The organism is Streptomyces microflavus, assembly GCF_014650075.1.
GTDB classification, from domain to species: Bacteria; Actinomycetota; Actinomycetes; order Streptomycetales; family Streptomycetaceae; genus Streptomyces; species Streptomyces microflavus.
Genome location: NZ_BMUG01000001.1, coordinates 138710 through 164976 on the forward strand (window position 1 = coordinate 138710; position 26267 = coordinate 164976).

The following is a 26267-nucleotide window of genomic DNA, read 5'->3' on the forward strand; positions in this document are numbered from 1 at the left end:
CCCGGGGCAGCGCCCCGAAAGGCCCCGCCCCTCACCCCGCCCCCAACCCCCGCACCCGCTCCCACAGCTCCGCATCCACAGTCCCCACCCTCCGCCGGAACCCCCCGATCCGGACCTCACGCAGCTCATCCGTCTCCAGGAAGCTCTGCCGCCCCCGCTGATCCCCCACCGTCCCCGCGGGCAGCGCGATCACCCCGGGCCGCTCCTCGTGATGCTTGCTGGTGATCTTGGCGACGACGGCCGTGCGCCCCCGGCCCCGCCCCCGTACGGAGAGGACCAGGCACGGCCGGTCCTTGGACCCGGGCCCGTCCTCGTACGGCACATCGGCCCACCACACCTCACCCGCCCGCGGCGTACGCCCGTCCCCGCGCCCCGCCGGGCCGGACGGCCGTGACGGCGGCCGGGTCGACCCCTCCGGCTGCCGGGGCCGCCGGGACCGGGGCCCCCGGTCCGAGCGCCCCCGCCCGTCCACCACCGCGGCGACGAGGGCCAGCAGAACCACGGCGACCAGCGCCACCCACCAGAACATGTCCATCCCCCGACCGTACCGGCGGCCGGCGGGCACCCCTCCCGCGCCAGGACGCCGCGCCCGGGCCCCACCGTGGGCGCGCTTCCATCGAACCGGTGACAGAGCAGGTGAGTTCCCCCACAACGGCAGGCGGCAGAGGAGCGACGCGGAGTTTTGCGCCTTACGCTCGACAAACCGCAAAACGTTCCGGCAGGAATTGCACGACCCCTTCCGCACGAACCCTCCCCGTTCCCACGTCTCGGAGGTTCACGCTCCATGAAGCTCACCGTCGTCGGCTGCTCCGGCTCGTTCCCGTCCCCGGGTTCGGCATGCTCGAGCTACCTCGTAGAGGCCGACGGCTTCCGGCTGCTCCTCGACATGGGCAACGGCGCCCTCGGCGAGCTGCAGCGCCACGTCGGTCTCTACGACCTCGACGCGATCTTCCTCAGCCACCTCCACGCCGATCACTGCATCGACATGTGCGCGTACTTCGTCGTGCGCTACTACCGCCACGACGGCGCCCGCCCCGTCCCCCTTCCGGTCTACGGACCCGAGGGCACCGAGCAGCGTCTGACCACCGCCCATGCCGACACCCCCTCCGAGCAGGCGATGAGCGAGGTCTTCGACTTCCACACGCTCAAGGCGGGCTCCTTCGAGATCGGCCCCTTCTCGGTCCGTACGGAGAAGCTCTGCCACCCCGTCGACACCTTCGGCATCCGGATCGAGCACGGCGGCTCCACCCTCGCCTACTCCGGGGACACGGGAACCTGCGACGCCCTGGAGGAGCTGGCGCGGGACGCGGACCTGTTCCTCTGCGAGGCGTCGTTCGTCGACGGCAAGGAAGACATCCCCGACCTGCACCTCAACGGCCGCGAGGCGGGCGAGGCCGCCGCCCGGGCCGACGTACGCCGGCTCGTCCTGACCCACATCCCGCCGTGGACGGACGCGGACCGCAACCTCGCCGACGCGCGGACGGTCTACCCGGGCCCGGTGGAACTGGCCGTGCCGGGAGCGGTGTACGAGTTCTGAGTTTCTGCGTTCCGAGTACGACGGAACCCCCGCCTTCCGGGAGGGAGGGCGGGGGTTCCGTGTGTACGGGTGCAGGTGCAGGTACGGCTGAGGCTACTTCGCCTCGGCCTTCTGCAGCTCGGCGAGCTCCTCGTCCGACTCCCGGCCCGGGGTCGGGAGGTTGAACTTGGTGATCGCGAAGCGGAAGACCACGTAGTAGACCACCGCGAAGCAGAGGCCGACCAGGACCAGCAGCCAGGGCTTCGACGCGATGCCGAGGTTCAGCAGGAAGTCGACCAGACCGGCGGAGAAGCCGAAGCCGTCCTTCATGCCGAGCGCCCAGGTCAGGGCCATCGACACACCGGTCAGCACCGCGTGGATCGCGTACAGCACCGGGGCGATGAACATGAACGTGAACTCGATCGGCTCGGTCACACCGGTGACGAACGAGGTCAGCGCCAGGGAGAACATCATGCCGCCGACGACCTTGCGGCGCTCGGGGCGGGCACAGTGGACGATCGCGAGGCAGGCCGCCGGGAGGGCGAACATCATGATCGGGAAGAAGCCGGTCATGAACTGTCCGGCCTCCGGGTCACCGGCGAGGAAGCGGGCGATGTCACCGTGGGCGCCGTTGTACTCGCCCGCCTGGAACCACGGGAAGGAGTTCAGCAGGTGGTGCATGCCGACCGGGATCAGCGCACGGTTGGCGACACCGAAGATGCCCGCGCCGACCGCGCCGGAGCCGACGAGCCACTCACCGAAGTTGTGCAGACCGGCGCCGAGGACCGGCCAGATCAGACCGAAGACGATACCGATGAGCAGACCCGCGAAGGCGGAGAGGATCGGGACCAGGCGGCGGCCGCTGAAGAAGCCCGCCCAGTCGGGCAGCTTCGTCCGGTAGAACTTCTGGTACAGCAGGGCCACGACTATGCCCATCACGACACCGCCGAGTACACCGGCGTTGACGGGGGCGTCGCTCATCACGATCTTGCCGTCGGCCACGCTCGCGACCTGGGGCAGGTTGCCGTCCGTGAAGGTGGCGAGCACCTTCTGGAAGACGAGGTAACCGGTGACGGCGGCCAGCGCGGTCGAGCCGTCCGACTTCTTCGCGAAGCCGATGGCGATGCCGACGGCGAACAGCAGCGGCATGTTGTCGAGGATGGCGCCACCGCCCGCGGCCATGTAGCTCGCGAGCTTCGTGATGAAGGTCGGGAACGATTCGCGGCCCAGCATGTCGCCGTTGCCGAGGCGTACCAGGAGCGCGGCAGCCGGCAGCACGGCGACCGGCAGCATGAGGCTGCGGCCGATGCGCTGCATGACGGCCATCGCGCCGGCGCCCTTCTTCTTCTCGGCCGCGGGTGCGGTCTCAGCCGTGGTCATCAACATCCTCCATGGGGCACGGTGCCGCCCGGGTCATTGATGCGGGGAGGCGGCGACTCGACAGACGCGGCAGACAGCCGTGGTCTGGACCACTCAGTGGTGTAGACCAGTTTTAGCACGGTGAGGGTTAGATAAGGAACCTGCAATTCCCTCCTGATTCGCGGTAGTAGATCCGGCACGTTCGGTGACATGCCGAAGGCCCCCGGACCGGGCGGTCCGAGGGCCTTGCGCGACCGGGGCGAAACCCGGCCGACCTGCTACTTCGTGAGGTCCTTCTCGATCTCCCTCTCGATCTCCTCCGGTTCGCGCCCCGGAGTCTTGAGGTCGAACTTGGTGATAGCGAAGCGGAAGACCACGTAGTAGATCACCGCGAAGCACGCGCCGATCGGGATGATCAGCCAGGGTTTCGTATCGAGATGCCAGTTGACGACGTAGTCGATCAACCCGGCCGAGAAGCTGAACCCGGCATGCACCCCCAGCAGCCAGGTGATGCCCATCGAGGCGCCGGTGAGCACCGCGTGCGCGCCGTACAGCAGCGGTGCGACGAACATGAACGAGAACTCGATCGGCTCGGTCACGCCCGTGACGAACGACGTCAGCGCCACCGACACCATCAGCCCGCCCACCTCCTTGCGGCGCTCGGGCCGCGCGGTGTGGGTGATGGCCAGGGCGGCCGCGGGGAGGCCGAACATCATGATCGGGAAGAAGCCCGAGGTGAACTGCCCGGCCGACGGGTCCTCGGCGAAGAACCGGGAGATGTCGCCCTGGACGGTCGCGCCGTCCGCCCCGGTGAACTCGCCTGCCTGGAACCAGAAGAACGTGTTCAGGAACTGGTGCATGCCGATCGGGATCAGCAGCCGGTTCGCGAAGCCGAAGATCGCCGCGCCCCACGAGCCGAGGTCGATGAGCTGCTTGGAGAACCAGGTCAGCCCGTCACCCACCGGCTGCCACAGCAGCCCGAACAGCACGCCCAGGATCACGCAGAGGAACGCCATCAGGATCGGCACCAGGCGCCGGCCGTTGAAGAAGCCGAGCCAGTCCACCAGCTTGGTGCGGTGGTAGCGCTGCCAGACCACCGCGGTCAGCAGGCCGATCAGGATGCCGCCGAGGACCCCGGGGTTCTGCGGCTCACCGGCGGGCAGCTCGTCCGTCACGGTGCCGTCCATGGGGAACGCCCCGAGGACGCCCCGGTAGACCAGGAAGCCGACCACGGCCGCGAGCGCGGTTGAGCCGTCGGCCTTCTTCGCGAAGCCGATGGCCACGCCGATGCAGAAGAGGAGCGGCAGGCCGACCTGGCCGTCGAGGATCGCGGTGCCGCCGTTGAGCAGCACCAGGGAGGTCTTCTCCCAGAAGGCGCCGTGCAGGTAGGAGGCGAACAGGTTCCCGAGGCTGACGAGCAGACCGGCCGCCGGGAGGACGGCCACCGGGAGCTGGAGGCTGCGGCCGACCTTCTGCAAGCCCTGGACCGGCCCGTTCCACCATTTTGGCTGCGGTGCCGCAGCGGCGCTCGAACTCATCGGCATCCTTCCGGAACAAGCCTCGTTTGGCGGTCGTTGGAAACTGGTGTAGACCAGTTGCGTCACGGTCCGGGGCCCGCCCCGAAGTCAGGGCACCGGTGATCGTCATCTTTGGTGATAGTCCGGTTACCCGCCCGCGAAGTTGGGCCAACCGTGCGTTACCGTGACGAAACGGACCCGCAGCGGGCGGCCCGTCTGCACGCGAAAACCAGGGAGAAGGACATGGCCACCAAGGCTGAGAAGATCGTCGCCGGGCTCGGCGGCATCGAGAACATCGACGAGATCGAAGGCTGCATCACCCGCCTCCGCACCGAGGTCCACGACGCCAGCAAGGTCGACGAAGCCGCCCTCAAGGCCGCCGGCGCCCACGGCGTGGTCAAGATGGGCACCGCGATCCAGGTCGTCATCGGCACCGACGCGGACCCCATCGCCGCCGACATCGAAGACATGATGTGACCGGCTGACACCCCGCCGGACACCACGGCCGCCCCCCTGGGGGACGGCCGCACCCGCAGGCCCCGCACCCCACCGGTGACGGGGCCTGCGCCGTACCGCCGTAAGCCCGCCCCGCCCCCGCCCCACCCCCTCCACGGCACCCGAACGGAGCCACCCCCGCCAACGGATAAAGTCGGCCCCATGTCTCGCATCGACGGCCGAACCCCCGAACAGCTCCGCCCCGTCACCATCGAACGCGGCTGGAGCAAGCACGCCGAGGGCTCAGTCCTCATCTCCTTCGGCGACACCAAAGTCTTCTGCACCGCCTCCGTCACCGAAGGCGTCCCGCGCTGGCGCAAGGGCAGCGGCGAGGGCTGGGTCACCGCCGAGTACTCCATGCTGCCCCGCTCCACCAACACCCGCGGCGACCGCGAAGCCGTCCGCGGCAAGATCGGCGGACGCACCCACGAGATCAGCCGCCTGATCGGCCGCTCCCTGCGCGCGGTCATCGACTACAAGGCCCTCGGCGAGAACACCATCGTCCTGGACTGCGACGTCCTCCAGGCCGACGGCGGCACCCGTACGGCCGCCATCACCGGCGCGTACGTCGCCCTCGCGGACGCCGTCGCCTGGGCCCAGGGCAAGAAGATCGTCAAGGCCGGACGCAAGCCGCTCACCGACACCGTCGCCGCGATCAGCGTCGGCATCGTCGACGGCACCCCGCTCCTCGACCTCTGCTACGAGGAGGACGTCCGCGCCGAGACCGACATGAACGTCGTCTGCACCGGCGACGGCCGCTTCGTCGAGGTCCAGGGCACCGCCGAGGGCGCCCCGTTCGACCGCAAGGAGCTCGGCTCGCTCCTGGACCTCGCCACCGCGGGCTGCGTGGACCTCGCCGCACTCCAGCGTGACGCACTCGCAACCACGCAGAACGCGTAACGACTCACCCTCCCCGGGTAAAGAAGCAACCAAATACGCACGACAGAGCGTCGTTACGAGCACGGGCGTACGGGTCGAACCGTGCGCCCGTCCGCGTACCGATCCCCGGGGAGGGACCGCACCATGGCTTCGCGCCGCCACCAACGCCTCGCACTCGCCACCGCCGCCGCCGTGCTCACACTGACCACGGCCGTGGGCTGCGCAGGGCTCGACAAGGCCCTCGACTGCGTCCGCACCGCCGACGCCATCGCCACCAGCGTCGGCAACCTCCAGCAGGCCGTGTCCAGCGCCTCCGAGGACATCACCCAGGCATCGGAAGCCCTGGACGACATCGACCGCGAGCTCAAGAAGCTCGACGACACCACGGACAACGCCGACCTCTCCAAGGCGGTCGACGACCTCCAGGCGGGCGTCACCAACGTGCGGGAGTCCATCGAGAGCGGCGACGCCACCCCGGACATCACCCCGGTGACGAACGCGGCGACGGAGATCGGCAAGGTCTGCACGCCGTAGAAACGGTGACGGGCCGGCAGGCGGCCGGGCGGGCACGGGCGAGGGGCCGGACCGGCCGGCCACCTCGCCCGGCGATAATCGGTGCATGAAGCGCCTGATCCTCGCCACCCGCAACGCCGGGAAAATCACCGAACTGCACGCCATCCTCGCCGACGCGGGACTCGACCTCGACCTCGTCGGCGCGGACGCGTACCCGGACATCCCCGACGTCAAGGAGACCGGCGTCACCTTCACCGAGAACGCGCTCCTCAAGGCCCACGCCCTGGCCCGCGCCACCGGCCTCCCCGCTGTCGCCGACGACTCGGGCCTCTGCGTCGACGTCCTCGGCGGCGCCCCCGGCATCTTCTCGGCCCGCTGGTCCGGCACCCACGGCGACGACAAGGCCAACCTCGACCTGCTCCTGGCCCAGCTCGGCGACATCGCGGACGCCCACCGCGGCGCGTACTTCGCCTGCGCCGCCGCCCTGGCCCTCCCCGACGGCACGGAACGCGTGGTCGAGGGCCACCTGAACGGCACCCTGCGCCACACCCCGTCCGGCACAGGAGGCTTCGGCTACGACCCGATCCTCCAGCCGGAGGGCGAGACCCGCACGTGCGCGGAGCTCACCCCGGCGGAGAAGAACGCGATCAGCCACCGCGGCAAGGCGTTCCGGGCGCTGGTGCCGGTGGTGCGGGAGTTGGTGGGGTAGGGCGTCCCCGCCAACATTCAAGGCCCGGCCCGCATCTCATGCGGGCCGGGCCTTCGACGGGGTGCGCGAGGAGGGACTCGAACCCTCACGCCACTAGGACACTGGCTTCTAAGGCCAGCCTGTCTCACCAATTCCAGCACTCGCGCGTCACCGGCAGTCTACAAGGGGGAAGGCGTCAGCCCTTTGGGTTATGTGGTGATCGACTTCGTACGGCGTCCCTTGCGGCACCACGTTTCGGTCAGCGCATGACAGTTGGGGCACAGATAGCGGAGGTTCTCCGCTCGGTTGTCCAGCCAGTCACCGTTGATGTGATCGATCTGGAGCGTGAATGACTGTCCCAGCCATTCGCCCGGGTTGCCGCACGACATACAGCGGTACGCGACACCGACCTCCTGCAGGGCGCGGTGAAGCCGTGTGCGGTTGGTGCGGGATGAGCCGGGAGGTTTGACGACGAGAGTGGTCGGCGCGATCGCGCGAGGCTCGGGCACCTGCTGCGTCGTCCAGGAGCGTCGAATGAAGTGGCCGGTGTCGAGCTTCAGCTGAACAGTCTTGCGTCGCACGCGACGATGATTGGTGTCGTTGACTTCGAGGCCGAGTGCCCGCATGACGTCCGCGTAGCTGGTGCTCCGGGGAACCGCATGCCGCAGGGCGTCCTCCGGTACCGCCAGGCGCGCGTTGCGAAAGTGTGAGGTGCCGACGCCACGCCTCCGCAGCAGGCTCGCCAGCGCCGAGCGTGACCGGCCGTCGTCGGGTATCCCCAGACTGCGCGCTGTGCCCCGGATACTCTCGGCCGACGCTGCTGCCGCCCGTAACTCAGCGGTGGTGAAGGGAAGATCCAGCTGCGGGCGGTTCAGCCCCGGGAAGTGGCTGACATCGATTCCGGCGGCGGCGATACGGCGGCCGATGTGGGAGAGGGTGCCGCTGGCAGGCGGAACACCGAGTTTGTTGACGACCTCGCGTAGCGAGGTGGAGCATTTCACCGCTGCTGCGATCGCCGAGTCCGGGTACTTCTTCCACGGGCTGCGCTGCTTGAAGTGCGAGGTGTCCAGCTCGTACTCCGCTGCCTTCCGCTGGAGCGTGCGTCGTCTGCCGCCGTTCTCCGGCAGCCCGAGTCGGCGCATCAGGTCGGTCCAGTTCGCCGATGCGGCTATGGCTTCCTCCAGCAGCTCGCGCGTGTACGGGCTGTTCCCCATGTCCCCCTCCGTCTCCGGCCGCGCGTTCGCAGCCTCGTACGGAGTAACGAACCGTTTATCGGATGGTCACGTCCGCAATCCGGAGGGGGCTCTCAAGAGGCAAGCCGTCAGAACTTCGGCTCAGGCGCCTGTGCGTGGACCAGTTCCGCCGCCTCCTCGTCCGTCTCCACCGAGGGCGGGGAGCCGGCCAGGGGCTGTTGGGCGGTCTCCTTCATGCAGGCGACCGAGACCACGCCGACCAGGGCCGCCGCCATCGCGTAGTACGCGGGCATCAGGTTGGAGCCGGTCCAGCTGATCAGGGCCGTGATCACCAGCGGGGTCGTACCGCCGAAGATCGACGCGGAGAGGTTGTAGCCCACTGACAGGGACCCGTAACGGACGTGCGTCGGGAACAGGGCGGGCAGGGCCGCCGACATCGTGCCGAGCATGCAGACCAGGGAGAGGCCCAGCAGCAGCATGCCGACCGTGATCGGGAGGATGCCGTCGATCCGGATGAGGAGGAACGCCGGGAGGGAGAGGAAGAGGAAGCCGAGCATGCCCGTCATCAGGAGCGGTTTGCGGCCGAAACGGTCGGAGAGCTTGCCCACCTGGCTGATGATCAGCATCAGGAACACCATCACCGCCAGCAGGATCAGCAGGCCGTGCGTCTCGCTGTAGCCGAGCTCGTCGGAGAGGTACGTCGGCATGTACGACAGCAGCATGTAGTCGGTGATGTTGTACGCGCCGACCAGGCAGATGCAGAGGATCAGCGTCGGCCAGTACTCCCGGAAGATCTTGGCGAGGTCGCCCTTGGCGGTCGACTCGACGCCGTCCGCCGCCTCGCTCGCGTGGGCCGTGCCGCCCTCCAGTTTCTGGAAGGCCGGGGTCTCGTCCAGGCGCAGTCGCAGGTAGAGGCCGACCAGGCCCAGCGGGCCCGCGACGAGGAACGGGATCCTCCACCCCCAGGACTCCATCTGCGCGTCGTTCAGGAGGGCGTAGAGGGCCGTCACGAGGCCCGCCGCGCCGACGTACCCCGCCAGGGTGCCGAACTCCAGGAAGCTGCCGAAGAAGCCGCGGCGCTTGTCGGGGGCGTACTCGGCGATGAACGTGGACGCGCCGCCGTACTCACCGCCCGTGGAGAAGCCCTGGAGCATCCGGAAGAAGATCAGCAGGACCGCGGCCCAGACGCCGATCGTCCCGTGCGAGGGGATCAGGCCGATGGCGAACGTGCCGACCGCCATCAGGATCATCGTCAGCGCGAGGACCTTCTTCCGGCCGACCTTGTCACCCATCGGGCCGAAGAACATGCCGCCGAGCGGCCGTACGAGGAAGGCCACCGCGAAGGTCGCGAAGGAGGAGAGGAGCTGTGTCGTCTCGTTCCCGGACGGGAAGAACACGTGTCCGATGGTGACGGCCAGGTAGGAGTAGATGCCGAAGTCGAACCACTCCATGGCGTTGCCCAGCGATGCGGCTTTCACGGCGCGCTTCACCGCCGCGTCGTCCGTGACGGTGATGTCCGTGCGGCGGAGCTTGGGGTTCCTCCGCTTGCGGACCGCCCGGAAGAGCGTGGGGTGGCGCTTGACCGCTTCGGGGTCGGCCGCCTTGTGGGGGTCGGGGGCCGCCATGGCCGGTTCCTTTCCTCGGAGGGTGTTCCAGGAAAGGCTTCTGCGCGGTCGTGGCGGTCGCAAACCGACTTCTTGGCCGGATGCGATGTCCCTCACATGTTCTCGACATCGTTCCGGGGCTGCCCCGGGGTAGCCGTACGGGCTGGGCACCCCCCGGCACCCGGAGCGGAGGCCCGCCCGGCCCGGCCGCCCCGATGGCCCATCCGGGGCGGCCGGGGCGGGCCGGGTGGGCCGGAGGTCAGATGCCCAGGTCTCGGATGATCTTCGCCACGTGTCCGGTCGCCTTGACGTTGTAGAAGGCGTGCTCGACCTTGCCGTCCTCGTCGACGACGACGGTGGAGCGGATGACGCCCGTCACCACTTTGCCGTAGAGCTTCTTCTCGCCGAAGGCGCCGTACGCCTCCAGCGTCTCCTTCGACGGGTCGCCGACCAGCGTGACCTTGAGGTTCTCCTGCTCGCGGAACTTCGCGAGCTTCTCCGGCTTGTCGGGGGAGACGCCGATGACGTCGTACCCGGCGCCCGCGAGGAGATCGAGATTGTCCGTGAAGTCGCAGGCCTGCTTGGTGCAGCCGGGGGTAAGAGCTGCCGGGTAGAAGTAGACGATGACCTTGCGGCCCTTGTGGTCCGCGAGCGAGACCTCGTTGCCGTCGGCGTCGGGAAGGGTGAAGGCGGGGGCGGGGTCGCCGGGCTTGAGTCGCTCGCTCATGTGGTTCTCCTCGGGTGGTGCGCGGGTCGGACGGGACCGAGCGTAATAGGGGTGCCGCCGGGTGCGCGGGGGTTCGAGCTGACAGACTGTCGATGAAGGTTTACCGGAGAGACGACCACGGAGGCGGCGCAGTGTCGGATGCCAGGACCCCTGCGCAGATCGAGGCGGACATCATCAGCAGGCGTGAGCAGCTCGCTGTGGTGCTCGACGAGATCGGGGTGCGGGTACACCCGAAGACGATCATCGGCGATGCGAAGGCCAAGGCGGCCCAGACCGTGGACCGGACCGCCGGCCGCGCGTTCGTCGCGGTGAATCGTTCGGTGTCACAGGTGAAGGCGCAGTTCGTCGCGGCGGACGGCTCGCCGCGGCTGGAGCGGGTGATTCCCGCCGCGCTGCTCGTGGTGGGTGTGGTGGGCCTGCTCACCCTCTCGAAGCGCCGCACGTGACCGGTCTCCCCCGGGAGGCGCACGGGCCCCTCAGGCGTGCGCGCCGGGGCGGTGACGGTAGGTTGCGGGCGTGAGCGACAGAACCCACGACATCACGCGCGGCGGCGGCCACGACGATGACAAGCTGCCCATCCGCATGCTGCACGACCGTGTCCTGGTGCGGAACGACACCGCCGAGGGCGAGCGGCGTTCCGGCGGCGGCATCCTGATCCCGGCGACGGCGGCGGTGGGCCGGCGGCTCGCCTGGGCGGTGGTCGTCGCGGTCGGTCAGAACGTGCGGACGGTGGAGCCCGGCGACCGGGTGCTGTACGACCCCGAGGACCGTGCCGAGGTCGAGGTGCGGGGCGTGGCGTACGTGCTGATGCGGGAGCGCGATCTGCACGCGGTGGCGGCGGACCGGTTCGAGGGTTCGGTGGACTCGACCGGGCTGTATCTCTAGGACCCATGGCGAGAGGGCCTGGTGACCATGGTCACCAGGCCCTTTCCCTGTTTTTTGCTACGGTGGAACCACCCCGACGAGACGCGCCGTACCGGGTTGGCAAAGACGACGCACCCGTTTCTGTTCGCGTGGTTTCGTCGGAGGTGCCTGTCATGGCCTGGGTTCTGTTGCTCGTCGCCGGTCTGCTCGAAGTGGGCTGGTCGATCGGGATGAAGTACACCGAGGGGTTCACCCGGCTGTGGCCGAGCGTGTTCACCGGCCTCGGGATCGTGGCGAGCATGGTGCTGCTGTCGCATGCGGCGAAGACGCTGCCGATCGGTACGGCGTACGGCGTGTGGGTCGGTATCGGTGCTGCCGGTGCGGCGATCCTGGGCATGGTCGTGCTGAACGAGCCGGTGACCGCCGCCCGGATCTTCTTCGTCTGTCTGCTGCTGGTCGCGGTGGTGGGGCTGAAGGCGACGTCCGGGCACTGAGTCAGCCGGCCGGGTCGCGGGTGCCGCGGACCCCTTCGATGAAGCCGCCGCCCAGGGCTCCCGTACCCCCGTCGTCGGTGCCTCCGCCGGTGCCGCCCCCGGTGTCGTCGCCTGTTCCGCCGTCGCCGGTGTCCCCGGTCGTTCCCCCGTCCGTGCCTCCTGTCGTGCCGCCGGTGGCGCCGGTTCCGGTGTCGCTGCTCGGCGGGGTGGACGAGGCGGGGGCCGAGGGGGTGGTGGCGGTCGGGGCGCTGGGGGAGGTGCCGGTGGGGGAGTCGTCCGGGGTGACCGGTTCGGTGGTTCCGGTCTCCTCGTCGCCCGGCTCCTGCGGCTCGTCCGAGCCGGGGGCCGTTTCGAGGTCGAACTCCTGGGCCGGGGAGGAGCGCAGGGCGGCCTCCGTGTAGGCGGCCCAGGTCTCGGCGGGGACTCCGCCGCCGTTGACGCGGTCCAGGCCGAGGGCTCCGTACAGCGGGGTCTGGACACCGGATTCGGGGTCCTGGCCCATCACGGCGACGACGGTCGCGAGGTCGGGGGTGTATCCGGCGAACCAGGCGGCCTTGTCCTCCTCGGCGGTGCCGGTCTTGCCGACGGCGGGGCGGCCCGCTGCCTGGGCGGCGGAGCCGGTGCCGCCCTCGACGACGGAGCGGAGGAGGGCGGTGGTGGTGTCGGCGGCCTCGCGGGTGACGGTCTGTTCCGTCTTCCGGTCGGGCAGCTCGATCTCCGTACCGTCCTTGGTGATCTTCTCGACGAGGGTGTACGCGCTGTGCCTGCCGTGGTTGGCGAGGGTCGCGTACGCCTCGGTGAGGTCCAGGACGCTGGCGGTGGCGGGGCCGAGCGCGATGGAGGGGGAGGCGGTGAGGTCGGGGGTGGTCTTCGGGATGCCGAGGGCGAGTGCGGTCTCGCGGACCTTGTCGGGGCCGACGTCCTGGGCCATCTGCGCGTAGACGGAGTTGACGGACTTGTCGGTGGCGGTGCGGACGGTGATCTGCCCGTAGTCGACGTCGTCCTCGTTGGCGGGCTCGTATCCGGTGGAGCCCTGCGGGCCCTGGACGGTCCGCTTGTTGGTGCCGTCGTAGTACGTCTCGGGGGTGATGCGCCGCCCGTCCAGGGTGGTGGAGTCGTTGGCGACGGCGGAGGTGAAGACGAACGGCTTGAAGGTGGAGCCGACCTGGTAGTCGCGCCGGGTGGCGTTGTTGACGTACTGCTTCGTGTAGTCGACGCCGCCGTACATCGCGACGACCTCGCCGGTCTCCGGGACGATGGAGGCGCCTCCGACGCGCACGTTCTTGTCGGCCTCGCGGTCCCCGCTCCGCTTCTTCATCACGTTGTCCTTGACCGCTGCGACGAAGGCGTCCTGCTTCTTCTTGTCGAGGGTGGTGGTGATGCGGTGGCCGCCGGTGGCGAGGGTCTTCGCGTCGATGATCCCGTTGCCGGTGAGGTACTCCTCGACGGCCTGCACCAGGTAGCCGCGCTGGCCGGAGAGGCCGGTGGAGGGCTTGGCCTCGCCGGGTACGGGGAACTCGGTCGTCGACCGTTCCCCGGAGTCGAGCCAGCCCTCCTTGACCATGCCGTCAAGGACGTAGTTCCAGCGGTTCAGGGCGGCGGGCTTGTTGTCGGGGTGGGCGACGACGTCGTACTGGCTGGGCGCGTTCAGCAGGGAGGCGAGGTACGCGCCCTCGGCGGTGGTGAGGTCCTCGACGTTCTTGCCGTAGTACGCCTGGGCGGCGGCCTGGATGCCGTACGCGTTGCGCCCGAAGTAGCTGGTGTTGAGGTAGCCCTCGAAGATCTGGTCCTTGCTCTGCTCGCGGTTGAGCTTGATGGCGATGAAGAACTCCTTGGCCTTGCGGACGACGGTCCGCTCCTGGCCGAGGTAGTAGTTCTTGACGTACTGCTGGGTGATGGTGGAGCCGCCCTGCTTGCCCTTGCCGGTCGCGGTGTTCCAGCCGGCCCGGAACATGGCCTTCACGTCGACGGCGGGCTGGGAGTAGAAGTCGCGGTCCTCGGCGGCCAGCACGGCCTGCTGGACGGTCCGGGGCACCTGGGAGAGCTTGATCTTCTCCCGGTTCACCTCGCCGTCGCGGGCCAGGACGCTGCCGTCCTTGTAGAGGTAGACGTTGGACTGCGCGTCGGCTCCGGCGTTGGCGGCCGGGATGCCGACGAGCTGGTAGCCGGCGAAGAACCCGCCGCCGAGCAGGAGGGCGGCGACCAGGACGGTCCCGAGGAGCATCCGCCAGGTGGGGAAGAGGCGGCGCCAACCGGTCCGCTTGGGGCGCTTCGTGCGCCCCTTCCTGCCCGGTGCCTTCCCCTGCGCTCCCTGCGCGCCCTCGTCGTCCCCGGGGCTCGCGGAGGCGGCTGAGGGGTCCCGAGGGGCCCAGTGCTGTGGCTCGTCGCTCATGTCGGTGGGGGCTCCTCGGGTGCGGTCGGTGCTCCCATAGTGCCCGTTTCGCCGGGAAACCCTCGTATCATCCTCCGATCTCCCCCGTTCTCCGGTACCCGGCCCCCTGACCGCTCCTGCGGAAAAGCGGTCGCGGCCGTCCTCTTCGGTGCTCTAAGGTCTTGCGCTTTGGTGTCCGGAGCCGGGGAGCGGGTCTCCCGGCCCGGTGGCGGCGGGGGAGAGGTGGCGGCGTGCGGCTGTACGCAGTGGTGGCGGCGGGCGGGTTCCGGCGTTACGCCACGTACCGGACGGCGACGGCCGCGGGGGTGTTCACCAACACCGTCTTCGGCTTCATCCTGGCGTACACCTACATCGCCCTGTGGGACGCGAGACCGCAGCTCGGCGGGTACGACATGTCCCAGGCGCTGGCGTACGTCTGGATCGGGCAGGGCCTGCTCGCGGCCTGCGCCATGATGGGCGGCGGCTTCGAGGACGAGCTGATGGAGCGGATCCGTACCGGCGACATCGCCGTGGACCTGTACCGCCCGGTCGACCTCCAGCTGTGGTGGCTGGCGGGGGACCTGGGCCGGGCGGCGTTCCAGCTGTTGGGGCGCGGGGTTGTGCCGATGCTCGCGGGGGCGCTCGCCTTCGACATCGCGCTCCCCGGCTCGGCCTGGATCTGGCCGGCGTTCCTCCTCTCCGTGCTGCTGGGCATCGTCGTGAGCTTCGCCGTGCGCTTCCTGGTCGCGCTGTCGGCGTTCTGGCTGCTGGACGGCGCGGGCGCGACCCAGATGGCCTGGCTGCTGGGGCTCTTCTTCTCCGGGATGCTGCTGCCGCTCCCGCTGTTCCCCGGGCTGCTGGGCGAGGTGGCCCGGGTGCTGCCGTGGTCCTCGCTGCTCCAGATCCCCGCCGATGTGTTCCTCGGCAAGTACACGGGGTGGGAGCTGATGGAGGCGTACGCGTTCCAGGGCGCCTGGGCGGTGGCGCTGCTGCTGGCGGGGCGGCTGCTCCAGAGCGTGGCGACGAGGAGGGTGGTGGTGCAGGGTGGCTGAGACGGTGGCGGTGCGGTCCGGCGAGGGGCAGGGCCCGGAACCGGTCGGCTTCGCGTACGAGGAGCGGCCCCGGCTGCTGGAGGGGCTGCGCGCGTACGGGCTGATCGTGGCGATGTGGGTGCGCTCGACGATGGCGTACCGGGCCTCGTTCGTCATGACGACGTTCGGGAACCTCGCGGTGACGGCGTTCGACTTCCTCACGATCGTGCTGATGTTCACGCACGTCGACGCGCTGGGCGGCTACACGCTCCCGGAGATCGCCCTGCTGTACGGGGTGTCGGCGACAGCGTTCGGACTGTGCGACCTGCTGCTCGGGTCGATGGAGCGGCTGGGGCGGCGGGTACGGGACGGGACGCTGGACACCCTGCTGGTACGGCCGGTCCCAGTGCTGGCGCAGGTGGCGGCGGACCGGTTCGCGCTGCGCCGGATCGGGCGGGTCGTGCAGGGGCTGGCCGTGCTGGTCTACGCGCTGGCCACCCTGGACATCGCGTGGACTCCGCTGAAGGTGGCGATGCTGCCGGTGATGGTGATCAGTGGTGCGGCGGTCTTCGGGGCGGTCTTCGTGTGCGGGGCGGCCTTCCAGTTCGTCGCCCAGGACGCCTCGCAGGTACAGAGCGCGTTCACCTACGGCGGGGCGACGCTGCTCCAGTACCCGCCGACGATCTTCGCGAAGGACCTGGTGCGCGGCGTGACGTTCGTGGTCCCGCTGGCCTTCGTCAGCTGGCTGCCCACGCTGTACGTGCTGGACCGGGAGTACCCGCTGGACCTGCCGCAGTGGGTGGCGTTCCTGTCGCCGGTGGTGGCCGTGGCGTTCGGGGCACTGGCCGGGCTCGCGTGGCGGGCGGCGCTGCGGACCTACCGGAGTACGGGCAGTTGAGGAAGAGGGAGTTGGACACGGTGGACGGGTTCGCACAAGAGGCCACGGGCGCGGGCGGTGACGGCTTCGGCACCCTCGAAGACGGCTTCATCACCCTCGACGGCCTGGAGAAGGTCTTCCAGGTCCGCCGCCGGGCAGGCCTGCTGCGCCGGGAACGGCATGAGGTCCGGGCCGTGGACGGCATCAGCTTCCAGGTCGCGCGCGGCGAGATGGTCGGCTACATCGGCCCGAACGGGGCCGGCAAGTCGACCACGATCAAGATGCTGACCGGCATCCTCACCCCGAGCGGCGGCAGCCTGCGCGTGGCGGGCATCGACCCGTCCCGGGAACGTACGCGCCTGGCGCACCGCATCGGCGTGGTCTTCGGCCAGCGCACCACCCTCTGGTGGGACCTGCCGCTGCGCGATTCGTACCGGCTGATGCACCGCATGTACCGCATCCCGGACGGCCGTTACCGGGAGAACCTGGACCGTTGCGTCGAACTCCTCGACCTGGGTGAGCTGTTGGAAGTCCCCGTACGCCAGCTCTCCCTCGGCCAGCGGATGCGGGGCGACATCGCGGCTGCCCTGCTGCACGACCCCGAGGTGCTCTACCTGGACGAGCCGACGATCGGGCTCGATGTGATCTCGAAGGCCAAAGTGCGGCAGTTCCTCAAGGAGTTGAACGTGGAACGCGGGACCACGGTCCTGCTGACGACGCACGACCTGACCGACATCGAGCAGCTGTGCCGGCGGGTGATGGTGATCGACCACGGCCGTCTGATGTACGACGGTTCGCTCGCCGGTCTCCATGAGGTGGGGGAGAGCGAGCGGATGCTGGTGGTGGACCTGGAGCGCGAGCTCCCGCCGATCGAGCTGAAGTCCGACGGATCGGGTCCGGGTCTGCGGGCGGTCAAGGTGGAGGGCCCGCGTCAGTGGCTGGCCTTCCCCGCCTCGGCGTCGGCCGCCCCGCTGGTGGCGCGGATCGCGGCGCAGTACCCGCTGATGGACCTGTCGGTGCGGGAGCCGGACATCGAGGCCGTGATCGCGAGGATGTACCGGGCGGCGCCGTGAGGGGTCTTCTTCCTGCCGACCGAGCCGACGCGCGCGAGTCCCGGGCCTGCATGTCTGTGCCGGAACGGCTGTGTTCAATAGGCTGCGCGGTATGACAAGTGAACGTCCGGAAATGCGTGCCTCCGATGCTGAGCGTGAGCGGATCGCCGAGTTGCTGAGGGAGGCCGTGGCCGAGGGCCGGCTGGAGATGGACGAGTTCGAGCAGCGCCTCGAAACGGCCTACACGGCCCGTACGCACGGGGAGTTGGAACCGCTCGTCCAGGACCTTCCGGCGCCCGGCACGGCAGTGGCCCCGGTGGGTTCCTCCGCGCCCGCCCCGCTGCGGGGTTCCGCCGCGAACTGGCCCGCCCGGATCGGCTCCACGGCCACCTCCAAGGGCGGGTTCGCCCTCTGGGGCGGCTTCAACCGGAAGGGCCGCTGGACGGTGGGCCGGAAGTTCACCGCGTTCGCGATGTGGGGCGGCGGGGAGATCGACCTGCGCGAGGCGGACTTCGAGGACCGCGAGGTCGTCATCCGCTGCATCGCGATCATGGGCGGCATCCATGTGACGGCCCCGCCGGAGCTGAACGTGGACGTCCGGGGCGTCGGCATCATGGGCGGTTTCGGCGAAGGCCCGAACGAGGACGGCGAGACCGTGCCGGAGGCCCCGCGCGTGCGGATCACGGGCCTCGCCCTGATGGGCGGCGTCGGCGTGGAGCGCAAGCGGACGAAGGCGGAGCGCCGCCGCCTGAAGGAGGCGGAGGAGGCCGCGGAGATCGAGCGGGCGGTCCGCGCGCGGCAGCGGCTGGAGGGCCCGGACACGGGACCGGGGGGCGGCGGCCGCAAGGAGCTGGGCTGAGAGCCCTGCCCCGGCGCCACCGCACGGCGCCTACGTCACCGCACGGCTCCTCACAGCTCGTCGGACTTCGGTGTGCGGGCCCGCTCCACGGACGTCAGGTCCACCCGCTCGCCGAGCGCCCGGTACCCGGCGTCGTTGAAGTGCAGGTGGTCGCCGGAGTCGTACGCCGCCCGGACCCGGTTCGGCGCGTAGGGGTCACGTACCGCCTCGTCGAAGTCGACGTACGCGTCGAAGACGGTGCCCGACCGGATCTGCTCGTTGACCGCGAGGCGTACGGCGTTGCGCTCGGGCGTCCAGGTGGGGAAGCCCTCGAACGGGGTCAGGGTCGCGCCGACGACCGTCAGTCCGCGGGCCCGCGCCTGGTCGGCGAGGGTGCGCAGGCCGGCCACGATGCGTCCGGCGTCGGGCTCCTGCGGGGGCTGCTGCACATCGTTGATGCCTAGGGCCACGATCACGGTGCGGGCTCCGGCGACCGAGAGCGCGTCCCGCTCGAACCGGGCGGTGCCGGCCTCGCCCGCCGAGCCCCGGGTGAGGAGCCGGTTGCCCGCGATGCCCGCGTTGGCGACCCCGTACCGGCCGCCGAGGCGGTCCGCGAGGACGTCCGTCCAGCGGGTGTTGGCGTCGTCGGTGGAGCCGCTGCCCGCGGTGAGCGAGTCCCCGATGACGACGACGGTGCCGGGTACGGCCTCGTTGCGGACGTCCACGGCGGTCAGGTAGCGCCACTTGGTGGTGGACCAGGTGGCGCGGCCGTCGGCCAGGTAGGACGTCTGGTGGGTGTTCGGGTGGTAGGTGACGGGGCCGCCCGCGCGCGGGGTGCGGAAGGCGACCTGGAGGTCGGAGTCGGGCGCGACCGGCACGACGACCGGGTCGCTGACGACGCGTGCGCCGGCCGCGACGGTGACGGAGGTGGCGCCGTCGAAGGTCACCGGCCGGGTGTTGACCGTGGCCCGGTCGACGAGGAGCGGGACGGTCCCGTAGAGGTTGGAGAGCGTGATCCGGGCGGCGTCCCCGCCGACGCTGGTGTGCACGGTGTTACGGATGGTGCTGCCGGGAAGGCCGTTGCCGGTGCCCGGCTCCGCGCCGACGGGTGCGGTGGTCCAGGTGGCGACCCAGTTCCCGCCGGTGTGGGCGGGGGCGACGGGGTTGCGGGCCGCCGCGTGCGTCTCGGCCGGCGGCAGCGGGGCCGCCCTGGGGCCGGTGAACAGCGTCGTGCCGAGCACGGCGGCGACGGCGAGTAGGGCGGTGCCCGCCAGTAGGGCGATGAGCAGGGCGTACCCCTGGCGCCTGGGCATGTGCGGTGGTTCTCCTTGTGATGATCGTGCTGGTCCCATGATGCGGCAGGCCGCGGGGAACTCGACGTGCGGCCCGGGAGTAGGGGAAGTAGGGACAATGCGTACGTCGCGGGGGCGAGGGGCCCGCGGACGGCTGGCTCGGGTGGATCGGCTGGAACGGGTGGAGCGGGTGGAGCGGATGGAACGGACCGGTTCCGGAGAGCAGGACGCGGTGCAGCAGCCAGGGGATGAGCCGGACTCCGGGGGAACCGGGTCCGGAACGCGGACCGACGCCCGTAAGGAGCTCGGACCGGGGATGGCGGGCGGCACCGGGCCCGGGGCCGGGAAGGGTGCCGGTGCCGGGAAGGGTGCCGGTTCTGAGAAGGAGTCCAGGTCGTCCGGTCCTGGCCCGCTGGCCTCGTTCGCGTACACCGCCGCCGACGAGGAGAAGCAGCGCGGCGTTCGGCGCATGAAGCTCACGGCGACCGGCCTCCTTCTGCTCGTCGCACTGGTCTATGTCCTGGCCACCTGGGCTGAGCACTCAGGTGTGAAGGGCTGGCCGGGCTACGTTGCGGCGGCTGCCGAGGCGGGGATGGTGGGCGCTCTGGCGGACTGGTTCGCCGTCACGGCGCTCTTCCGGCGCCCGCTCGGCCTGCCCATCCCCCACACCGCCATCATCCCCACCAAGAAGGATCAGCTGGGACAGTCACTCGGTTCCTTCGTAGGCGAAAACTTTCTCTCCGGAGACGTCATTCGTGACCGAATTCACGCTCTGGGGGTCGGCCGCAGGGTCGGTGCGTGGCTTTCGGAGCCGGCCCACGCCGACCGGGTCACCGCCGAGTTGGCGACGGCGCTGCGCGGCGCGCTGACCGTGCTGCGGGACTCCGACGTCCAGGCGGTCGTCGGCGAGGCCATCACCCGGCGGGCGAACGCGGCGGAGGTCGGCCCCGGGCTCGGCAAGATGCTGGAGCGGGTCGTGGAGGACGGCGGCCACCGCAAGGTCGTCGACCTCGTGTGCGTACGGGCGCACGACTGGCTGGTGGAGCACGGCGACTCGGTGATGGACGCGGTGCAGGGCGGGGCGCCGGGCTGGACGCCGCGCTTCGTGGACAAGCGGGTGGGCGAGCGGGTCTACAAGGAACTGCTGCGGTTCGTCACGGAGATGCGGGACATGCCGGGCCACCCGGCGCGCGGCTCCATCGACACCTTCCTCACCGACTTCGCGGCCGACCTGCAGAGCGACTCCGACACCCGGGCCCGGGTGGAGCGGCTGAAGTCGGAGATCCTGGGCCGCGGTGAGGTGCAGGACGTCATCGCGTCGGCCTGGTCCTCCGTCCGTACGATGATCCTCGCGGCGGCCGAGGACGAGCGCAGCGAACTCCGGCTGCGGGCCCGCGCGTCGCTGATGTCGCTGGGCGCGAAGCTGGCGAGCGACGAGCGCCTCCAGGGCAAGCTGGACGGCTGGCTGGAGGACGCGGCGGTGTACGTGGTCACGACGTACCGGGCCGAGATCACCTCGCTGATCAGCGAGACGGTGGCGAGCTGGGACGCGGACCAGACGTCGAAGAAGATCGAGGCGCACATCGGCCGTGACCTGCAGTTCATCCGCATCAACGGCACGGTGGTGGGCGCGCTGGCGGGCCTGGCGATCCATACGGTGTCACGGGCGCTGGGGGGCTGAGGCACTCTGCGGAATCTGTGGGTTCCGGGTGCGTACCCGTCCTGTCGTACGGATACGCACCCGGCTTACACAGGGGAGTTGCCCGGTAGTACGGGGCCGGGGCGGCGGGTGTTCAACGCGCCGCCCCTCCGTCATGAACCGGTGCCCAGGTGACGGGCGTAGGCGGCGGCCAGTCTGCCCCCGGTCTCGGCGGTGGAGATGAGGACGGCCATGTTGGCCTGGGCCGTCCGGCCTCCGGTCGCCCGGTCGACGGCACGCATCAGGTACTTGGTGAGTCCCTGCCCGCTGACCCCGTCCTGTTCCGCCTGGGCGAGCGCCTCGGTGATCGCCTGCTCCGCCTCGGCGGAGTTCACCGCGTCCTCGGGGCGCGGGGGTGTGGTGATGACCACCGAGCCGGGGTGGCCGGCCGCCCAGTGGGTGGCGACGATCCGGGCCAGCAGGTCGTCGTCGTCCACGCGGTGCGGGGAGCGCACCCCGCTGGAGGCGCAGTAGAAGGCCGGGAAGTCGTCGGAGCCGGTGGAGATCACCGGGACGCACTGGGTCTCCAGGTACTCCATGGTCAGCTTCAGGTCGAGGATCATCTTGGCGCCCGCGCAGACGACCGCCACCTTGGACCGTGTCAGCTGGATCAGGTCCGAGGAGACGTCCATCGTGGTCTGCGCACCACGGTGGACCCCGCCGAGGCCGGCCGAGGCGAAGAACGGGATCCCGGCGAGCTCGGCCGCGACCAGGGAGGAGGCGACGGTGGTGGCGCCCAACCCTCCCCGGGCCAGGACGACCGGCAGGTCACGGCTGGAGACCTTCGGGATGCCCGGCTCGGAGGCGAAGCGTTCGATGTCGCTGTCGGTCATGCCGACCCTTATCGCACCGCCGTCCAGGCAGATCGTGGCCGGAACGGCGCCGCCCTTGCGCACGGCGGCCTCCACCTTGTGGGCGGTCTCCGCGTTGTCCGGGTAGGCCAGACCGTGCGTGATGACGTTGGATTCCAGCGCGACGACCGGGCGGCCCTCGTGCAGGGCCTCGCGGACCTCTTCGGTGTGGACGACCGGGATCGGGGATGCTGCGGGGCTCATCGATTTCCTTCGGTGGTGGTGGACGGGGTGTATCCGGGCCGCTTCCACAGCAGGTGCGGGCGCGCCTCTATCTGCGGCCGGTAGACCTTCTCGGTCCACTCGGACGGATCGACAGGTTCCACGGCTATGGACACGGCGTCCGGCCCGGTGCCGAAGACCCGGGTGACGGCTTCGGTCAGGGCTTCGACCAGGTCGGCCTTCTCGGCCTCGGTGAACGTGCGGGTGAAGTGCTGGATGTGGACGTGTGGCACGTGGCTGGTTCCTCTCGTTCTGGGTCTGGCTCTGGTTCCGGGCTACAGGAAGGCGTCCAGGCCGCGTATGCGGGCGGTCAGTTCCCCGACACCGTTCTCCTTCAGCACGTCGTAGTGGTCGCCCGCCAGGCAGATCACCCGTGGTGGTTCTGCCGAGTAGCCGGAGCTGTTCTCCAGGAAGGAGTAGTCGTCACCCCGCGCCTTGAATATCGTCACCGGGGCTTCGATACGGCGCTCGCGCAGTTCGCGGAAGGTGTACTCGAACTCGTAGGTCGCTGCGACCACCTTGGTGATGCGGCGGATGGTCCCCTCATCGAGCGCGGGCATCCGCCGGTGCACGAAGGCCACGAAGGAGTCCTCGTCGGCGGTCTCGCGGAGGCAGGCGTCCACTGCGGGCCCGTGGACGGTCCCCGCGAACACGGAGTGGAGGATGGTGACGTAGACCGGGTTGGCGAACGACGCCTCGCGGCCCCACCGTCGGCCGTCCTCCGTCCGGACGTGTGGGTTCCCCGGGCAGATCAGCAGCAGGTTCTCCACCTTCTCGCCCGCCTGCTCCAGTTGCCAGGCGGCTTCGAAAGCGACCCGGGCGCCGAAGGAGTAGCCCCAGAGCGTGTACGGCCCCGTGGGCTGGGTCCGGCGGATCTCGGCGATGTCCGCCTCCGCCATCCGCCGGATCGTGGCGTGGGGTGACTCGCCGGCGTTGACGCCGTACGCCTGGACCCCGGTCACCGAGAGCTCACCGCCGAAGCCCAGCGCCAGCGCGCGCAGGTTCATGGGGTAGCCGCCGAGGCCGGGCCAGGCGAAGACCTGGGTGTCCGGGCCTTCGGCGTTGAGCCGCACCATTCGGGAGGCTGCCCCAGGGGCACCGCCGTCGATGCACGCCGCCAGGTCGGCCAGCATCGGTGTGTCGAAGACCGTCTGCAGCGGGAGCCGCGTCCCGAACCTCCGGTTCACCCGGTTCACCAGCGCCACGGAGTGCAGGGAGTTGCCGCCCGAGGAGAAGAACTCGTCCTGGGTGGAGACCTCTTCGTAGCCCAGCAGCCGGCCCCACTCCGCGGCCAGCCACCGCTCGGTCGGGGTCTCCGGCTCGACGCGGGCGGCGGTGTTACCGCTGGTGGCCACCTCGGGCAGCAGGGCGGTGGCCCTGAGGTCGGTCTTGCCGTTGGCGGTGACCGGCAGCCGGTCCACGACGACCACGCGCGCGGGGACCATGTAGTCGGGGAGGAACTGGGCGGCGTCGTCGCGGATCATCTCCGCCGGCCCCTTGGTGTGCACGGCGTCCTCGTTCATGCCCTCGTGCTCGGCCTGCTCCGCCGAGATGGGACCGCCCACGAAGAAGTACGAGGCCGGGGCGGCGGGTACGCCTGCGCGGGTCAGCAGATCGTCCAGGCGCAGCGAGGCCGGCAGCGGGTGGCCGGACCGCGAGGAGTACCCCGATGACATGAGCCCGATGCCCGGAACGCGCTGGAGGCGGTGCAGCAGGGTCCCGAGGACGATGTAGTGCCGCCAGGCATCAATCGCCCGGGACACGGCGCTCACGCCGAAGGAGGACCGGTCGAACACGCCCTGGTTGATCGCGATGACGTGGCGCCGGTCCACCACCTGTTCCCCGAGCGGTTCCAACGAGCCTTCCCGGTACCGGTACAGCCCGCCGGGCAGCCCGTCGACCCGGTCACCGTGCGCCTGGACGAACAGCTCCACCTCCTCCGGGCGGGTCCCGCCCTGGCGGGGGGCCACTGCGAAGGTGCCGAGGTAGTGGTCCTCCTCCGCCACGTCGAGCCGTGACTTCGCGGCGGGGGTGAAGCCGTCCGGGCGTACCTCCAGGCCGAGGCGGGGCAGTACCTCTTCCAGTACGCCGAGCATGTGCCCGGCCTCGAACTCCAGCACCTCGACGATGTTGTTCTTGTAGACCGGCTCGATCGCCCGCCGCTTCCCGAGGAAGTGGAGCTTCAGACCTGGGGCGTGGCCCGCGTGGGGGTGGTCGCCGACGCGGACCAGGGTGTGGTCGGCCGGGTGGTGGTAGTAGATGCCGGAGAGCCCGGCGACGCCGTCGATCTCCAGGTAGAGCTGGGTGGCGTAGAGGGCTCCCGGTGAGGCGTAGGCGTACTTCGGCAGCAGCCTGTCGGGGCTGCGGTGCGGCCCCAACCACGCCAGTAACCATCCGAGTTCCCCGGTCGTGAGCGCGGTGACCTCGCGTGGGGGCGCGGCCTGGACCGGGCGCGGGGCGAGCAGTGCGCGCAGACCTTCCGCGGTCGCCCGTCCGCCCTCGTAGAACCGGTAGGACTTGCGTGCGAAAGCTGCCTGCCGCTGCTCCGCCGACGCCCCCGGGCCCGGGAGGCGGACGACCAGTCGACCGGTGAGCTCGGCCGGCTCCCGCAGCCCGGGGTTGGCGAGCTGCGCCTTGACCTGGAGTTTGGAGGACTTCGACTGGTGGTGCCCGGCGTCGGTGCGGCCCTGGTCCATCACCGCCGCCGTACGCTCGTTGAGTTCGACCGCGGCGACGAGGACCTGTGAGCCGGTTCTGGGGTTGTCGGTGACCACTGCGGCGGCCTTGCGCACCCAGGTGTGCTCCTCGACGCGCGAGGCGACCTCTTCCAGCTCGACCCGGTAGCCGCGCAGTTTGACCTGGTTGTCGGTGCGGCCCTCGTACTGGATCGTGCCGTCGGCGTTCCACCGTGCCAGGTCGCCGGTCCGGTACAGGCGCCGGGTGGGATCGGACGGCGGGACGATGAAGCGCTCCCGCGTCACCTCGGGCCGCCCGATGTAGCCGCGGGCCACCTGGACCCCGCCGATGAACAGCTCCCCGCTCCGTCCGACGGGCACAGGGCGGAGGTCCTGGTCCAGGATGTGGCAGGTCACGTCGTCCGCCGGTCTGCCGATGGGGAGCAGGTGGGGGCTCGCGTCGCCGAGGGCGTCCGGGTCTATTCGGAGGGAGGTCGCGTTGATGGTGGCCTCGGTCGGGCCGTAGAGGTTGACCAGTGAGATGCCCGGCAGGGTGCGGAACAGGTCCTGGGCGAGGGCGCGGGTCAGCGCCTCACCGCCCGAGAAGATCCGTGTGAGTGTGGAGCAGGTGTCGAGTTCACCGCTGTCGACGAGGGCCCGCAGCAGTGTGGGCACCCCCTGGAGGGCGCTGACGCCGTGCTCGCGGATCATGGCGATGATGCTCAGGGGATCACGGAACGATCCTGGCGGGCTCATGACAATTCGAGCGCCGGCCGCGCAGGCGAGGACCTCCCACTGCGCCGCGTCGAAGCTGATCGGCGTCTTCTGCAGGACGGACACCTCCGGGCCGAGGTATCCGCAGCGCTCCAGCCACCGTAACTGCGCGACGATGCTGCGGTGTTCGATCATCACGCCCTTGGGGCTGCCCGTGCTGCCCGAGGTGTGGATGACGTACGCCAGGTGGTGCTCCTGTGCCTCGGGCAGCGGATGGCCGCCGCCCGGGGCCGTGGCCTCCTCGACGGTGACCACCACGGTCCCCTCGGGAACCAGGCCCCGGAGGCGGTCGCGCAGGTGGGACTGGGTGAGGACCACCTGGACACCCGCGTCGGCGGCCATGTAACGCAGCCGCGAATCCGGATAGTCGGGCGAGAGCGGGAGATAGGCGGCGCCGGCCGCGAGGATGCCCCACACGCTCGTCACCAGGTCGGCGGAGGGCTCCACGAGGAGCCCGACACAGGTGTCGGGCGAGACCCCGATGCCGACCAGGTGGGAGCCCACCCGTTCGGCGGCGGCGTTGAGCTCTCCGAAGCTGAGGCGCCCTTCGGCCGAGACCACAGCGACGTCGTCGCGCCGCTCACGCGCCTGGCGGCGCAGCAGGCCCGGCAGCGACGCGTGCCGCTGGAGTATTTCGGGTGCCGACGTTCTTGTGCTCATTTCTGAAGATCCCCCGGGAAGTGTGATCTGCGATGGTTCCGGCCGCGTCGGCCGGGTGTGCCGGTGCCGGCTGGTG

Annotated in this window: 24 protein-coding genes, 1 tRNA gene and 1 riboswitch; of the genes, 13 read left to right on the plus strand and 12 right to left on the minus strand. The window is 70.3% G+C overall.

Annotation, left to right across the window (positions count from 1 at the left end):
- Positions 1-31: 31 nt before the first annotated feature.
- Entirely contained in the window at positions 32-535 is a 504-nt protein-coding gene (locus tag IE264_RS00560; RefSeq protein ID WP_015608818.1) for a type II toxin-antitoxin system PemK/MazF family toxin, read from the minus strand.
- A gap of 249 nt (positions 536-784) precedes the next feature.
- Here IE264_RS00560 and IE264_RS00565 point away from each other — a divergent pair, with 249 nt between their 5' ends.
- On the plus strand, positions 785-1537 hold the full coding sequence (locus IE264_RS00565) for an MBL fold metallo-hydrolase (RefSeq protein ID WP_015608817.1): 753 nt from the start codon (positions 785-787) through the stop codon (positions 1535-1537).
- Positions 1538-1630: 93 nt separating this feature from the next.
- Here the strand turns inward: IE264_RS00565 and IE264_RS00570 are convergent, their stop codons facing one another.
- Entirely contained in the window at positions 1631-2896 is a 1266-nt protein-coding gene (locus tag IE264_RS00570) for a PTS transporter subunit EIIC (RefSeq protein WP_032761076.1), read from the minus strand.
- Between the two features lie 257 nt (positions 2897-3153).
- Positions 3154-4413, minus strand: a complete 1260-nt coding sequence (locus tag IE264_RS00575; protein WP_032761078.1) for a PTS transporter subunit EIIC — start codon at positions 4411-4413, stop codon at positions 3154-3156.
- A gap of 195 nt (positions 4414-4608) precedes the next feature.
- Here IE264_RS00575 and IE264_RS00580 point away from each other — a divergent pair, with 195 nt between their 5' ends.
- From IE264_RS00580 to rdgB, 4 genes are all read left to right on the plus strand, one after another.
- Entirely contained in the window at positions 4609-4869 is a 261-nt protein-coding gene (locus tag IE264_RS00580) for a PTS sugar transporter subunit IIB (RefSeq protein WP_256963024.1), read from the plus strand.
- Between the two features lie 180 nt (positions 4870-5049).
- Positions 5050-5787, plus strand: coding sequence for a ribonuclease PH (gene rph, locus IE264_RS00585; RefSeq protein ID WP_015608813.1), 738 nt, complete (start codon positions 5050-5052; stop codon positions 5785-5787).
- Between the two features lie 123 nt (positions 5788-5910).
- Entirely contained in the window at positions 5911-6300 is a 390-nt protein-coding gene (locus IE264_RS00590) for a hypothetical protein (RefSeq protein ID WP_015608812.1), read from the plus strand.
- 85 nt (positions 6301-6385) lie between these two features.
- Positions 6386-6988: an RdgB/HAM1 family non-canonical purine NTP pyrophosphatase gene (rdgB, locus tag IE264_RS00595; protein WP_032759994.1), complete on the plus strand. Its 603-nt coding sequence runs from the start codon at positions 6386-6388 to the stop codon at positions 6986-6988.
- 62 nt (positions 6989-7050) lie between these two features.
- Here rdgB and IE264_RS00600 read toward each other — a convergent pair.
- The 4 genes from IE264_RS00600 to bcp form a co-directional block, all read right to left on the minus strand.
- A tRNA-Leu gene (locus IE264_RS00600) sits at positions 7051-7134 on the minus strand.
- 42 nt (positions 7135-7176) lie between these two features.
- On the minus strand, positions 7177-8181 hold the full coding sequence (locus IE264_RS00605; RefSeq protein ID WP_032759993.1) for an HNH endonuclease signature motif containing protein: 1005 nt from the start codon (positions 8179-8181) through the stop codon (positions 7177-7179).
- Positions 8182-8288: 107 nt separating this feature from the next.
- On the minus strand, positions 8289-9785 hold the full coding sequence (proP, locus tag IE264_RS00610) for a glycine betaine/L-proline transporter ProP (protein WP_015608809.1): 1497 nt from the start codon (positions 9783-9785) through the stop codon (positions 8289-8291).
- Positions 9786-10023: 238 nt separating this feature from the next.
- Positions 10024-10491 carry a thioredoxin-dependent thiol peroxidase gene (gene bcp, locus IE264_RS00615; RefSeq protein WP_015608808.1) on the minus strand — a complete coding sequence of 156 codons (468 nt, stop codon included), beginning with the start codon at positions 10489-10491 and terminating at the stop codon, positions 10024-10026.
- A gap of 131 nt (positions 10492-10622) precedes the next feature.
- On the opposite strand from bcp, the gene IE264_RS00620 reads away from it, so the two are divergent.
- The 3 genes from IE264_RS00620 to IE264_RS00630 all read left to right on the plus strand — a co-directional run bounded on the left by IE264_RS00620 (position 10623) and on the right by IE264_RS00630 (position 11849).
- A complete protein-coding gene (locus IE264_RS00620; protein WP_015608807.1) occupies positions 10623-10937 on the plus strand; it encodes a DUF3618 domain-containing protein in 315 nt (104 codons plus the stop codon).
- A gap of 136 nt (positions 10938-11073) precedes the next feature.
- A complete protein-coding gene (locus tag IE264_RS00625; RefSeq protein WP_043974418.1) occupies positions 11074-11376 on the plus strand; it encodes a GroES family chaperonin in 303 nt (100 codons plus the stop codon).
- A 56-nt stretch (positions 11377-11432) separates the two neighbouring features.
- Positions 11433-11491: riboswitch (guanidine-III (ykkC-III) riboswitch) on the plus strand.
- A 37-nt stretch (positions 11492-11528) separates the two neighbouring features.
- Positions 11529-11849, plus strand: coding sequence for a DMT family transporter (locus IE264_RS00630; RefSeq protein WP_015608805.1), 321 nt, complete (start codon positions 11529-11531; stop codon positions 11847-11849).
- A gap of 1 nt (position 11850) precedes the next feature.
- Here IE264_RS00630 and IE264_RS00635 read toward each other — a convergent pair whose 3' ends face one another.
- On the minus strand, positions 11851-14241 hold the full coding sequence (locus IE264_RS00635) for a transglycosylase domain-containing protein (protein ID WP_032759992.1): 2391 nt from the start codon (positions 14239-14241) through the stop codon (positions 11851-11853).
- A 230-nt stretch (positions 14242-14471) separates the two neighbouring features.
- Between IE264_RS00635 and IE264_RS00640 the strand changes: the two genes are divergently transcribed.
- From IE264_RS00640 to IE264_RS00655, 4 genes are all read left to right on the plus strand, one after another.
- Entirely contained in the window at positions 14472-15272 is an 801-nt protein-coding gene (locus tag IE264_RS00640; RefSeq protein WP_032759991.1) for an ABC transporter permease, read from the plus strand.
- Positions 15265-16149, plus strand: a complete 885-nt coding sequence (locus IE264_RS00645) for an ABC transporter permease (protein WP_015608802.1) — start codon at positions 15265-15267, stop codon at positions 16147-16149. The genes IE264_RS00640 and IE264_RS00645 overlap by 8 nt, the downstream gene beginning before the upstream one ends.
- A gap of 20 nt (positions 16150-16169) precedes the next feature.
- Positions 16170-17201, plus strand: a complete 1032-nt coding sequence (locus IE264_RS00650; protein WP_051822032.1) for an ABC transporter ATP-binding protein — start codon at positions 16170-16172, stop codon at positions 17199-17201.
- A 112-nt stretch (positions 17202-17313) separates the two neighbouring features.
- On the plus strand, positions 17314-18039 hold the full coding sequence (locus IE264_RS00655; protein WP_032759989.1) for a DUF1707 SHOCT-like domain-containing protein: 726 nt from the start codon (positions 17314-17316) through the stop codon (positions 18037-18039).
- 50 nt (positions 18040-18089) lie between these two features.
- On the opposite strand, the gene IE264_RS00660 is transcribed toward IE264_RS00655, so the two are convergent.
- Positions 18090-19331: an SGNH/GDSL hydrolase family protein gene (locus IE264_RS00660; protein ID WP_032759988.1), complete on the minus strand. Its 1242-nt coding sequence runs from the start codon at positions 19329-19331 to the stop codon at positions 18090-18092.
- Positions 19332-19428: 97 nt separating this feature from the next.
- Between IE264_RS00660 and IE264_RS00665 the strand changes: the two genes are divergently transcribed.
- Positions 19429-20991, plus strand: a complete 1563-nt coding sequence (locus IE264_RS00665; protein WP_032759987.1) for a DUF445 domain-containing protein — start codon at positions 19429-19431, stop codon at positions 20989-20991.
- A gap of 131 nt (positions 20992-21122) precedes the next feature.
- Here IE264_RS00665 and IE264_RS00670 read toward each other — a convergent pair whose 3' ends face one another.
- The 3 genes from IE264_RS00670 to IE264_RS00680 are packed head-to-tail and all read right to left on the minus strand — an operon-like array spanning position 21123 to position 26191.
- On the minus strand, positions 21123-22064 hold the full coding sequence (locus IE264_RS00670) for a pseudouridine-5'-phosphate glycosidase (protein ID WP_032759986.1): 942 nt from the start codon (positions 22062-22064) through the stop codon (positions 21123-21125).
- Positions 22061-22315: a tautomerase family protein gene (locus IE264_RS00675; protein WP_015608796.1), complete on the minus strand. Its 255-nt coding sequence runs from the start codon at positions 22313-22315 to the stop codon at positions 22061-22063. Before IE264_RS00675 ends, IE264_RS00670 begins: the two co-directional genes overlap by 4 nt.
- Positions 22316-22357: 42 nt before the next feature.
- Entirely contained in the window at positions 22358-26191 is a 3834-nt protein-coding gene (locus IE264_RS00680; protein WP_032759985.1) for an amino acid adenylation domain-containing protein, read from the minus strand.
- Positions 26192-26267: the final 76 nt, after the last annotated feature.

What these genes read in the sequence shown, in the direction of transcription:
- IE264_RS00560 (WP_015608818.1), bottom strand. Translation starts at nt 535, where the DNA reads ATGGACATGTTCTGGTGGGTGGCGCTGGTCGCCGTGGTTCTGCTGGCC.
- IE264_RS00565 (WP_015608817.1), top strand. Translation starts at nt 785, where the DNA reads ATGAAGCTCACCGTCGTCGGCTGCTCCGGCTCGTTCCCGTCCCCGGGT.
- IE264_RS00570 (WP_032761076.1), bottom strand. Translation starts at nt 2,896, where the DNA reads ATGACCACGGCTGAGACCGCACCCGCGGCCGAGAAGAAGAAGGGCGCC.
- IE264_RS00575 (WP_032761078.1), bottom strand. Translation starts at nt 4,413, where the DNA reads ATGAGTTCGAGCGCCGCTGCGGCACCGCAGCCAAAATGGTGGAACGGG.
- rph (WP_015608813.1), top strand. Translation starts at nt 5,050, where the DNA reads ATGTCTCGCATCGACGGCCGAACCCCCGAACAGCTCCGCCCCGTCACC.
- IE264_RS00590 (WP_015608812.1), top strand. Translation starts at nt 5,911, where the DNA reads ATGGCTTCGCGCCGCCACCAACGCCTCGCACTCGCCACCGCCGCCGCC.
- rdgB (WP_032759994.1), top strand. Translation starts at nt 6,386, where the DNA reads ATGAAGCGCCTGATCCTCGCCACCCGCAACGCCGGGAAAATCACCGAA.
- IE264_RS00605 (WP_032759993.1), bottom strand. Translation starts at nt 8,181, where the DNA reads ATGGGGAACAGCCCGTACACGCGCGAGCTGCTGGAGGAAGCCATAGCC.
- proP (WP_015608809.1), bottom strand. Translation starts at nt 9,785, where the DNA reads ATGGCGGCCCCCGACCCCCACAAGGCGGCCGACCCCGAAGCGGTCAAG.
- bcp (WP_015608808.1), bottom strand. Translation starts at nt 10,491, where the DNA reads ATGAGCGAGCGACTCAAGCCCGGCGACCCCGCCCCCGCCTTCACCCTT.
- IE264_RS00625 (WP_043974418.1), top strand. Translation starts at nt 11,074, where the DNA reads ATGCTGCACGACCGTGTCCTGGTGCGGAACGACACCGCCGAGGGCGAG.
- IE264_RS00630 (WP_015608805.1), top strand. Translation starts at nt 11,529, where the DNA reads ATGGCCTGGGTTCTGTTGCTCGTCGCCGGTCTGCTCGAAGTGGGCTGG.
- IE264_RS00635 (WP_032759992.1), bottom strand. Translation starts at nt 14,241, where the DNA reads ATGAGCGACGAGCCACAGCACTGGGCCCCTCGGGACCCCTCAGCCGCC.
- IE264_RS00655 (WP_032759989.1), top strand. Translation starts at nt 17,314, where the DNA reads ATGCGTGCCTCCGATGCTGAGCGTGAGCGGATCGCCGAGTTGCTGAGG.
- IE264_RS00660 (WP_032759988.1), bottom strand. Translation starts at nt 19,331, where the DNA reads ATGCCCAGGCGCCAGGGGTACGCCCTGCTCATCGCCCTACTGGCGGGC.
- IE264_RS00665 (WP_032759987.1), top strand. Translation starts at nt 19,429, where the DNA reads ATGCGTACGTCGCGGGGGCGAGGGGCCCGCGGACGGCTGGCTCGGGTG.
- IE264_RS00670 (WP_032759986.1), bottom strand. Translation starts at nt 22,064, where the DNA reads ATGAGCCCCGCAGCATCCCCGATCCCGGTCGTCCACACCGAAGAGGTC.
- IE264_RS00680 (WP_032759985.1), bottom strand. Translation starts at nt 26,191, where the DNA reads ATGAGCACAAGAACGTCGGCACCCGAAATACTCCAGCGGCACGCGTCG.